We start from the raw sequence: 8,853 nt of genomic DNA, 5'->3' as shown, positions 1-8,853 counted from the left end.
CGGCGGGCTGCGCCTCGCCGCGCGGGTCGGTCCATCCGTCATCCTGCATGCCGAGCGCGGTGGCGCCGCCGAGCGTCGCCGCGCGCACCGCCTCCTGGATCGTCAGGCCCATCTGCAGCACCGCGGTCGCGACGCAGAACGCCATCGAGCTCGTGTACGAGGTGCCGGGGTTGCAGTTGCTCGCTATGGCGAGCACCGCTTCCGCGTCGAGCAGCCTGCGGGCCGGCGCGAGCGGCATGCGCGTCGAGAGGTCGCAAGCCGGTAGAACCGTGGCGACGGTGCCGGCGACTCCTGCACCGCGGCGCCACTCGTCCCACGACCCCGCGAGCGCCGCGATGTCGCCATCGCTCAGGAAGCCGAGGTGGTCGACGCTGAGCGAGCCGTGCGCCACGGCGAGCTGCGCGCCGGGACCGTGGCCGAGCTGGTTGCCGTGCACACGGGTGGCGAGACCGTGCCGAGCGGCGGCTTCGAGGACCCTCGCCGAGGCGGCCTCATCGAAGGCGCCGGTCTCGCAGAACACGTCGACGGCGCTCACGTGCGGAGCGACGGCGTCGAGCATCGGCCCGGTCACGAGGTCGAGGTAGGCGTCGGGATCCTGCCCGGCCGGGACGACATGAGCTCCGAGGAAGGTGACGGCGTCGGCCCGGCGCCCGGCGACGACCGCGGAGCGCACCTCGTCCTCGACCGTGAGCCCGTAGCCGGTCTTCGTCTCGATCGTGGTGGTGCCGCCGCGCCGCGCCTCGGCGACGAGCCGGGCGAGGTTGCCGTCGAGCTCCTCGTCAGAAGCGGCGCGCGTCGCGCTCACGGTGACGTTGATGCCGCCCGCGGCATACGCCTCGCCCGCCATGCGTGCCTCGAACTCGGCGGTGCGATCCCCCGCGAACACCATGTGCGTATGCGAGTCGACCCAGCCCGGCAGCAGAGCACGCCCGCCGGCGTCGACGCGCTCGTCGGCGGCGGGGGCGTCAGTGGCCGAGCCGACCCACGCGATCCGCGATCCGTCGATCACGACCGCCGCATCGCGCAGGCGCCCGCCGATTCCCTCGCCGAGCGACTCGTCGTTTGTCGTCAGCTCGCCGATGTCGTCGATCAGCAGGGAGGTCACGAGCGAGAACCTACCAGGCCCGATCGGTGTTGCGGATCACGGGCTCCATCGGCACGCGCACGCCGCGCTCCTTCGCCACCTCGGCGGCGCGCTCGTAGCCCGCGTCGACGTGGCGGATGACGCCCATGCCGGGGTCGTTGGTCAGCAGGCGCGAGAGCTTCTCGGCGGCGAGCTCGGTGCCGTCGGCGACCGAAACCTGGCCGGTGTGGATCGAGCGGCCGATGCCGACGCCGCCGCCGTGGTGGATCGACACCCAGGTCGCGCCGGACGAGGTCGCCGTGAGTGCGTTGAGCAGCGGCCAGTCGGCGATCGCGTCGGATCCATCGGCCATCGCCTCGGTCTCGCGGTAGGGCGAGGCGACCGAGCCCGAGTCGAGGTGGTCGCGGCCGATCACGATCGGCGCCTTGACCTTGCCCTCCGCGACGAGCCGGTTGAAGAGCAGGCCGGCCTGGTGGCGCTCGCCGTAGCCGAGCCAGCAGATGCGAGCGGGCAGGCCCTCGAACTCGACCCGCTCGGCGGCGGCGTCGAGCCAGGCGTGGAGGTGGGTGTTCTCGGGGAACAGCTCCTTGAGCGCGGCGTCGGTGACGCGGATGTCTTCGGGATCGCCCGAGAGCGCCGCCCAGCGGAACGGACCGAGGCCCTCGCAGAAGAGCGGGCGGATGTAGGCGGGCACGAAGCCGGGGAACTCGAAGGCGCGATCGTAGCCGCCCGTGCGGGCCTCATCGCGGATCGAGTTGCCGTAGTCGAAGACCTCGGCGCCCGCGTCCTGGAACTCGACCATGGCCTTGACATGCGCGGCCATCGCGGCCTGCGCGTCCTTCGTGAACTGCTCGGGGTCGGCCGCCGCGCGCTCGTGCCACTCCTCGACGGTGTAGCCGACGGGCAGGTAGCTGAGCGGGTCGTGGGCGCTCGTCTGGTCGGTCACGAGATCGATCGTGATCTCGCCCGCCCGGTGGCGGCGCAGGATCTCGGGGAACACCTCGGCCGCGTTGCCGACGAGGCCGACGGACCAGCCGCGCCGCTCGTCCTTCGCCTGCTGCACCTTGGCGAGCGCCTCGTCGAGGTCTTCCACGACCTCGTCGAGGTAGCGCTTGCCCGCGCGACGGTCGAGGCGCGTCTTGTCGACGTCGACGATCAGGCAGGCGCCGTCGTTCAGGGTGACCGCGAGGGGCTGGGCGCCGCCCATGCCGCCGCAGCCGCCGGTCAGGGTGATGGTGCCGGCGAGGGGGCCCTTGCCCTCGACCTTCTCGATGCGGCCCTGCCCCTGGAGCTTGCGGCCGGCGGCGGCGAAGGTCTCGTAGGTGCCCTGGAGGATGCCCTGGGTGCCGATGTAGATCCACGAGCCGGCCGTCATCTGGCCGTACATCATCAGGCCTTCGGCCTCGAGCTTGCGGAACTCGGGCCAGGTCGCCCAGTCGCCCACGAGGTTCGAGTTCGAGATGAGCACGCGCGGCGCCCACCTGTTCGTGCGGAACACGCCGACCGGCTTCCCCGACTGCACGAGCAGCGTCTCGTCCTCTTCGAGATCGCGCAGGGTGTCGACGATCGCGTCGAAGGCGCCCCACGAGCGCGCCGCGCGGCCCGTGCCGCCGTACACGACCAGGTCGTCGGGGCGCTCGGCTACCTCGGGGTCGAGGTTGTTCATGAGCATGCGCAGCGGAGCCTCGGTCTGCCAGCTCTTGGCCGAGATCTCGGTACCGCGCGGGGAGCGGACGGGGCGGGCGCCGGGGAGAGCCATGGTCGTGCCTTTCGATCGGTGCGTTCGAGGTGCGATCCTCCGCAGTCGTCTCGCGAAGGATCGCGCTGCACCCATCTCACCGCAGGCGGTTCGGCCGGGCAATGCGACGAGAGCGGGCGATGTCCGGGATTCCAGACACCGCCCGCTCGTCCGCCGGGTCGCGGGAGAGGCTACGAGGCGACCGCCCGCCGGGTCGCGGGAGAGGCTACGAGGCGACCGCCCGCCAGGCCTCCCGCCGCTGTGCCTGCTCCACCGGATCCGGCACCGGCAGCGAAGCCAGCAGCCGCTGCGTGTAGGCCTCCTGCGGGTGGCGCAGCACCTCCTCGCAACTGCCGCTCTCCACCAGCTCGCCGTGGAAGAGCACGCCCACCCGGTCGGCGAGCGCATCGACCACCGCGAGGTCGTGCGTGATGAACAGCGAGGCGAAGCCGAGCTCCTGCTGCAGCTCGACGAAGAGCGCGAGCACGCGAGCCTGCACCGAGACGTCGAGCGCGCTGGTCGGCTCGTCGGCGATCAACAGCTTCGGATCGAGCGCCAGCCCGCGGGCCAGCGAGGCCCGCTGCAGCTGCCCGCCCGAGAGCTGGTGCGGGAACCGGTCCCCGTAGGCACGGGGCAGCTGCACCGCCTCGAGCAGCTCGTCGACGCGAGGCCGCGCGGCCTCCGCGCTGCGCACCACCCGGTGCACGAGCAGCGGCTCGGCCACGTTCTGCGCGATCGTGAGCAGCGGGTTGAAGCTCGAGCCGGGATCCTGGAACACGAAGCCGATATCGCGCCGGATCGACCGGAAGGCCCGCTCCTTGTAGCCGAGCATCTCGTGCCCGAACACCTCGAGCGACCCTCCGGTGACCGAGGTGAGGCCGGCGATCGCGCGGCCGATGGTCGACTTGCCCGATCCCGACTCGCCGACGAGGCCGTACACCTCGCCCGCGGAGATCTCGAAGTCGACGCCCTGCACGGCCTTGAACCCCGGACGGCCGAAGCGACCCGGGTACTGGATCTCGAGCCCGCGCGCCCGCACGACCGGCGCCGTGACGGTCGCGTCATCGGGCGCCGCGTGCGCCCCGGCGGGATGCGGCAGCGCCTGCCGGTCCTCCGCGACCAGTCGCCCCTCGCCGAGCTTCAGCACCGCACCCAGCAGCTGCTTCGTGTAGGCCTCGCGAGGGTTCGCGAAGAGCTCCGCGACCGGTGCCTGCTCGACGACGCGCCCCTGGTACATCACCGCGACGTCGTCGGCGAGATCCGCCACCACACCCATGTTGTGGGTGATGAGCAGGATCGCGGTGCCGAGCTCGTCCCGCAGTTTGCGCAGCAGATCGAGGATCTCGGCCTGCACGGTCACATCCAGCGCGGTCGTGGGCTCGTCCGCCACGATGAGTCCCGGTCGCAGAGCCAGCGCCATCGCGATCATCACGCGCTGCTTCTGCCCGCCAGAGAGCTGATGCGGGTAGTAGTCGACGCGCTCCTCCGGATCCGGCAGGCCGACCAGGTCGAGCATCTCGATCGCCTTGGCCCGCAGCTCCTTCTTCGAGAGCTTGCCGTGGGCGCGCAGGCCCTCGGCGATCTGCCAGCCGATCGGAAAGACCGGGTTCATCGCGGTGGACGGCTCCTGGAAGACCATCGCGACGTCGCGGCCGCGCACCCGGCGCAGCTGGTCCGCGCCGAGATGCAGCACGTCGTTGCTCCCGCTGCCGTCGCGCGTCGCGAGCACGACGGAGCCGGTCGCGATCGCGGTCTCGGGCAGCAGACCGAGCACAGTGCGAGCCGAGACGGTCTTGCCGGATCCGGACTCGCCCACGACCGCGAGCACGCGGCCGGGCTCCACGTGCAGCGAGACCCCGTCGACCGCCGTCACCGGCCCGCTGTCCGTCGAGAATGTGACCTCAAGATCCGAGATGTCGAGCAGACGCGTCATCGCGCACCTCCTTCGTCGGCGGCTCCCGCTCCCGGGGCCGGATCCTCGGCTTCCAGCGACTCGTATCCCTGATCCTGCGCGTGGCGGGCGCCGACCGAGGTGGCGGCCACCTTGCCGCTGCCGGCCTTCGCGCGGCGGCGGATGCGCAGGCGCGGGTCCGCGAGATCGTTCAGGCTCTCCCCAGTCAGAGTGAGGCCCATGACGATGAGCACGATCGCGAGGCCCGGCCAGAGCGAGGTCCACCAGATGCCGTTCGTCACGTCGGCGACGGCCTTGTTCAGGTCGTAGCCCCACTCGGCGGCGCCGTTCGGCTCGATGCCGAATCCCAGGAAGCCGAGGCCGGCCAGCGTCAGGATCGCCTCCGAGGCGTTCAGCGTGAACACGAGCGGGAGCGATCGCGTCGAGTTGCGCAGCACGTGCGTGAACATGATCCGGCGATGACTCGCGCCGATCACGCGGGCCGACTCGACGAAGGCCTCGGCCTTCACTCGCACCACCTCGCTGCGCACCACGCGGAAGTACTGCGGGATGAACACGACGGTGATGGAGAGCGCGGCCGACCATATGCCGCCCCACAGGCTCGACTGGCCGCCCGAGATCATGATCGACATGACGATGGCCAGCAGCAGCGAGGGGAAGGCGTAGATCGCATCGGTGATCATCACGAGCACCCGGTCGAGCGCGCCGCCGAGGTAGCCGGAGACCAGACCGAGCAGCGTCCCCGCGAAGATCGAGCTCAGCACGGCGATCACGATCACGAGCAGCGCCGTGCGGGAGCCCCAGATCACGCGGGAGAGCACGTCGTAGCCCGCGATCGTCGTACCGAAGGGGTGCGCGGCCGAAGGCGCCATCCGCGAGCCGAAGTCGCCGTCGGGCCCCGAGAGCGTGTTGTAGCTGTAGGGCGCGATCAGCGGAGCGAACACGGCGAGCAGCACGAAGAGCGCGACGAGGACGAGGCCGGCGATGAGCATGCCCCGCTGCAGTCCGACGCTCTGGCGCAGCTGCTTGATGAGCGGCCAGGAGTGCCAGGCGCGCTCGCCCGGCGCGGCGACCGTTCCGTTCACGGTGGGAGTCGAGTTCGTCACGTCAGTACCTCACTCGCGGGTCGATGAGCGCGGCGAGCACGTCGACGATGAAGTTGCTCAGCGCGACGATGACGGCGAGCAGCACCACGATGCCCTGCACCGCGATGAAGTCGCGCGCGCTCAGATAGTAGGCCAGCTGGAAGCCGAGACCCTTCCACTCGAAGGTCGTCTCGGTGAGCACGGCGCCGCCCAGGAGGAGCGCGATCTGCATCCCGATCACGGTGATGATCGGGATGAGCGCCGGCCGGTAGGCGTGCTTCGTGACGAGCCGGAACTCCCCCACGCCGCGCGAGCGCCCGGAATCGATGTACTCGCGGCCCAGCGTGCCGATCATGTTCGTGCGGACCAGCCGGAGGAACACGCCGGCGGTCATGAGGCCGAGCGTGAGCGCGGGCAGGATCGCATGCGCCAGCACATCCGCGACATTGGCCATGTCCCCAGTGCGGAATGCGTCGATCAGATAGAAACCGGAAGGATTCGACAGCATCTGCAGCTGCAATTCGGTGCCGATCGATGCGCGCCCCGAGACGGGGAGCCAGCCGAGCCAGATGCCGAAGACCAGCTTCATCAGCAGGCCCGAGAAGAACACCGGCGTCGCGTAGGTGAAGATCGCGAACACGCGCAGCACCGCGTCGGGACCGCGATCGCGGTAGTAGGCGGCGAGCATGCCGAGCGGGATGCCGACGATGAAAGCGACGATCAGCGTGTAGAAGGCGAGCTCGAGGGTGGCGGAGCCGAAGGTGAGCAGGACCTCGGTCACGGCACGGTTGTCGCTGATCGTGGTGCCGAAGTCGCCGCGGAGGATCTGGCCGAGGTACTCGACGTACTGCACCAGGATCGGCCGGTCGTAGCCGGCCTCGTGGATGCGACGGGCGAGCTCGTCCGGGGGAAGGCGATCGCCGATCGAGGCGGTGATCGGGTCGCCGATGGTGCGCATGAGGAGGAACACCATGGTGACCAGGATGAAGACGGTCGGGATGATGAGCACCGCGCGCCAGAGGATGTAGCGCCCGAGGCCTCCTCCGGAGCTGCGCCGTGGCTTCGCGCTGGTGCTGACCGCTGCGATATCGAGAGTCATAGTCGAAAGGGTACAGGGAGGGAGCCGCGCGGCCCCCTCCCTGCACTTATCTCACGCGATTACTTCGTCAGCGTTCCGAAACGGAACTTGAACGAAGGATCGAGGGTGACGCCCTCGACGCCGTCGACCGCGACCGCGACCTGCGCGCCCTGCAGCATCGGCAGGGTCGAGAGATCCGCGGCCACGAGGTCCTGGATCTCCTCGATCTTCGCGGTGCGCTCCGCCACGTCCGGGGTCACGAGCTGCGAACGGAGCAGTTCGTTGACCTCGGGGTTGTCGTAGTGGTTGAACAGGAAGCCGCCCTCGAGGAAGAACGGGGTCAGGTAGTTGTCCGCATCCGAGTAATCGGGGAACCAGCCCAGCTGGTGAGCCGGGTAGAGATCCTCGACGCGATCCTTGGTGAACTGCCCCCACTCGGTGGACTGCAGGTTCACCGAGAACAGACCGTCGGTCTCGAGCTGAGCCTTGATCTGCGCGTACTCCTCGGAGGAGGCCGCACCGTAGCGCTCGCCCGCGTACTGCAGGTTGAGCTCGACCGGGGTCTCGACGCCCGCGTCGGCGAGGCGCTCCGCGGCGCGCGCGGCGTCGGGGCCGCCCTGGCCGTCGCCGTAGAGGCCCTTGAGCGCCTCGTTCGCACCGGTCAGGCCCTCGGGCACGTAGCTGTACAGCGGGGTGTAGGTGCCCTTGAACACCTGATCCGAGATCTTCTCGCGGTCGATCAGGTCGGCGGCCGCCTGACGGACGGCGAGCGCCTTCGCCTCATCGGCGTCGTCGGTCTTCGCGCCGTACGGCTGCACGTTGAAGTTGAAGACGATGTAGCGGATCTCGCCGCCCGGGCCGCTGACGACGTTGAGCCCGTCGGTGCCCTCGAACTTCTCGATGTCGGTGGCCGAGAGGCTGCGGAACGCGACGTCGACGGCCTTCGTCTCGATCGCCTGGCTGAGGTTCGACTCGTTGGCAAAGTACTTGACGTTGATCTGCGCGGTCTGCGCGGCGCCCCAGAGACCCTGGTAGCCGTCGAACGCCTGGTACGAGGCCAGGTTGTTCTGGTCGAAGGTCTCGAGCGAGTACGGGCCGGCGAAGGGCTTGCCCGCGACGATGTCGGCGTCGGTCGCGAGCGCATCGGCGGGGAACACGTCCTCGTCGACGATCGGGCCGACCGGGCTCGAGAGCACCTGCGGGAACGTCTGGTCGTTGCCCTCCTTCAGGTGGAACACGACGGTGACGTCATCGGTGGTCTCGATGCTGTCGAGGTTCGCGAGGAGGCTCGAGGGGCCGTTCTCGTCGGCGATCGCGAGCTGACGATCGAAGGTGAACTTCACGTCCGAGCTGGTGAGCTCGTTGCCGTTGGCGAAGGTGAGGCCGCTCTTCAGCGTGACCGTGTACTCGGTCGGCGTGGTGAACTCGGCCGACTCGGCGATGTCGGGCTCGACCTCGCTGCTGCCGACCGGGTTGTTCAGCAGGAACGGGTAGACGTTCGTCATGACGCCGAACGAGCCGTTGTCGTAGGCGCCGGCGGGGTCGAGCGAGGTGACCACCTCGGTCGTGCCGATGACGATCGCGCCGCCGGCGGAATCGCCGCCGCCGTTGCCGTTGCCGCCCGAGGCGCAACCGGCGAGCGTGAGTGCACTCGCAGTGGCCAGTGCGAGTGCACCGTAGGCCGTGCGTGAGAGTTTCACTTGTTCTCCTTCGTTACTCTCCGCTCCGCCGCGCACGGGTCGTGCACGGCGTCGTGGAAGTGATTGACCAGAACAGCCTAGCCATCTTCCGAGTGCCCGTTTCACCGCGGCCGGATACGCCGCACAATCGTGACCAATGCTTTCGCGGGCCGGACTGGCCGAACCCTACAACTCCCGGGGTCTCCGGGCCGGGCCGGCGCGGGATCCGGGCGGATCCGGCCGGCCCGTCGCTCAGGGGCCGCTCGCGGGGCATCCG

General features: G+C 69.8%; 6 protein-coding genes. All 6 read right to left on the bottom strand.

Annotated elements, in window-relative coordinates:
* Positions 1–1,105 (bottom strand): amidohydrolase family protein (locus ACFPZL_RS07535; protein ID WP_382335002.1); only part of this gene is annotated, 1,105 nt, incomplete at its 3' end.
* Between the two features lie 10 nt (positions 1,106–1,115).
* Positions 1,116–2,843 carry a urocanate hydratase gene (gene hutU / locus ACFPZL_RS07530; RefSeq protein ID WP_218114470.1) on the bottom strand — a complete coding sequence of 576 codons (1,728 nt, stop codon included), beginning with the start codon at positions 2,841–2,843 and terminating at the stop codon, positions 1,116–1,118.
* Between the two features lie 205 nt (positions 2,844–3,048).
* Positions 3,049–4,755 (bottom strand): dipeptide ABC transporter ATP-binding protein, encoded by a 1,707-nt coding sequence (locus ACFPZL_RS07525; protein WP_382335000.1) that lies wholly within the window; start codon positions 4,753–4,755, stop codon positions 3,049–3,051.
* Positions 4,752–5,726: an ABC transporter permease gene (locus tag ACFPZL_RS07520; RefSeq protein WP_218114491.1), complete on the bottom strand. Its 975-nt coding sequence runs from the start codon at positions 5,724–5,726 to the stop codon at positions 4,752–4,754. The genes ACFPZL_RS07525 and ACFPZL_RS07520 overlap by 4 nt, the downstream gene beginning before the upstream one ends.
* Positions 5,727–5,841: 115 nt before the next feature.
* On the bottom strand, positions 5,842–6,918 hold the full coding sequence (locus ACFPZL_RS07515; RefSeq protein WP_218114468.1) for an ABC transporter permease: 1,077 nt from the start codon (positions 6,916–6,918) through the stop codon (positions 5,842–5,844).
* Positions 6,919–6,977: 59 nt separating this feature from the next.
* Positions 6,978–8,597, bottom strand: a complete 1,620-nt coding sequence (locus ACFPZL_RS07510) for an ABC transporter substrate-binding protein (protein ID WP_218114467.1) — start codon at positions 8,595–8,597, stop codon at positions 6,978–6,980.
* Positions 8,598–8,853: the final 256 nt, after the last annotated feature.

It is taken from the genome of Leucobacter soli (genome assembly GCF_042659205.1).
GTDB classification, from domain to species: Bacteria; Actinomycetota; Actinomycetes; order Actinomycetales; family Microbacteriaceae; genus Leucobacter; species Leucobacter soli.
The sequence above is the reverse complement of the archived record's forward strand: the minus strand, read 5'-3'. Positions and strand labels throughout refer to the sequence as shown.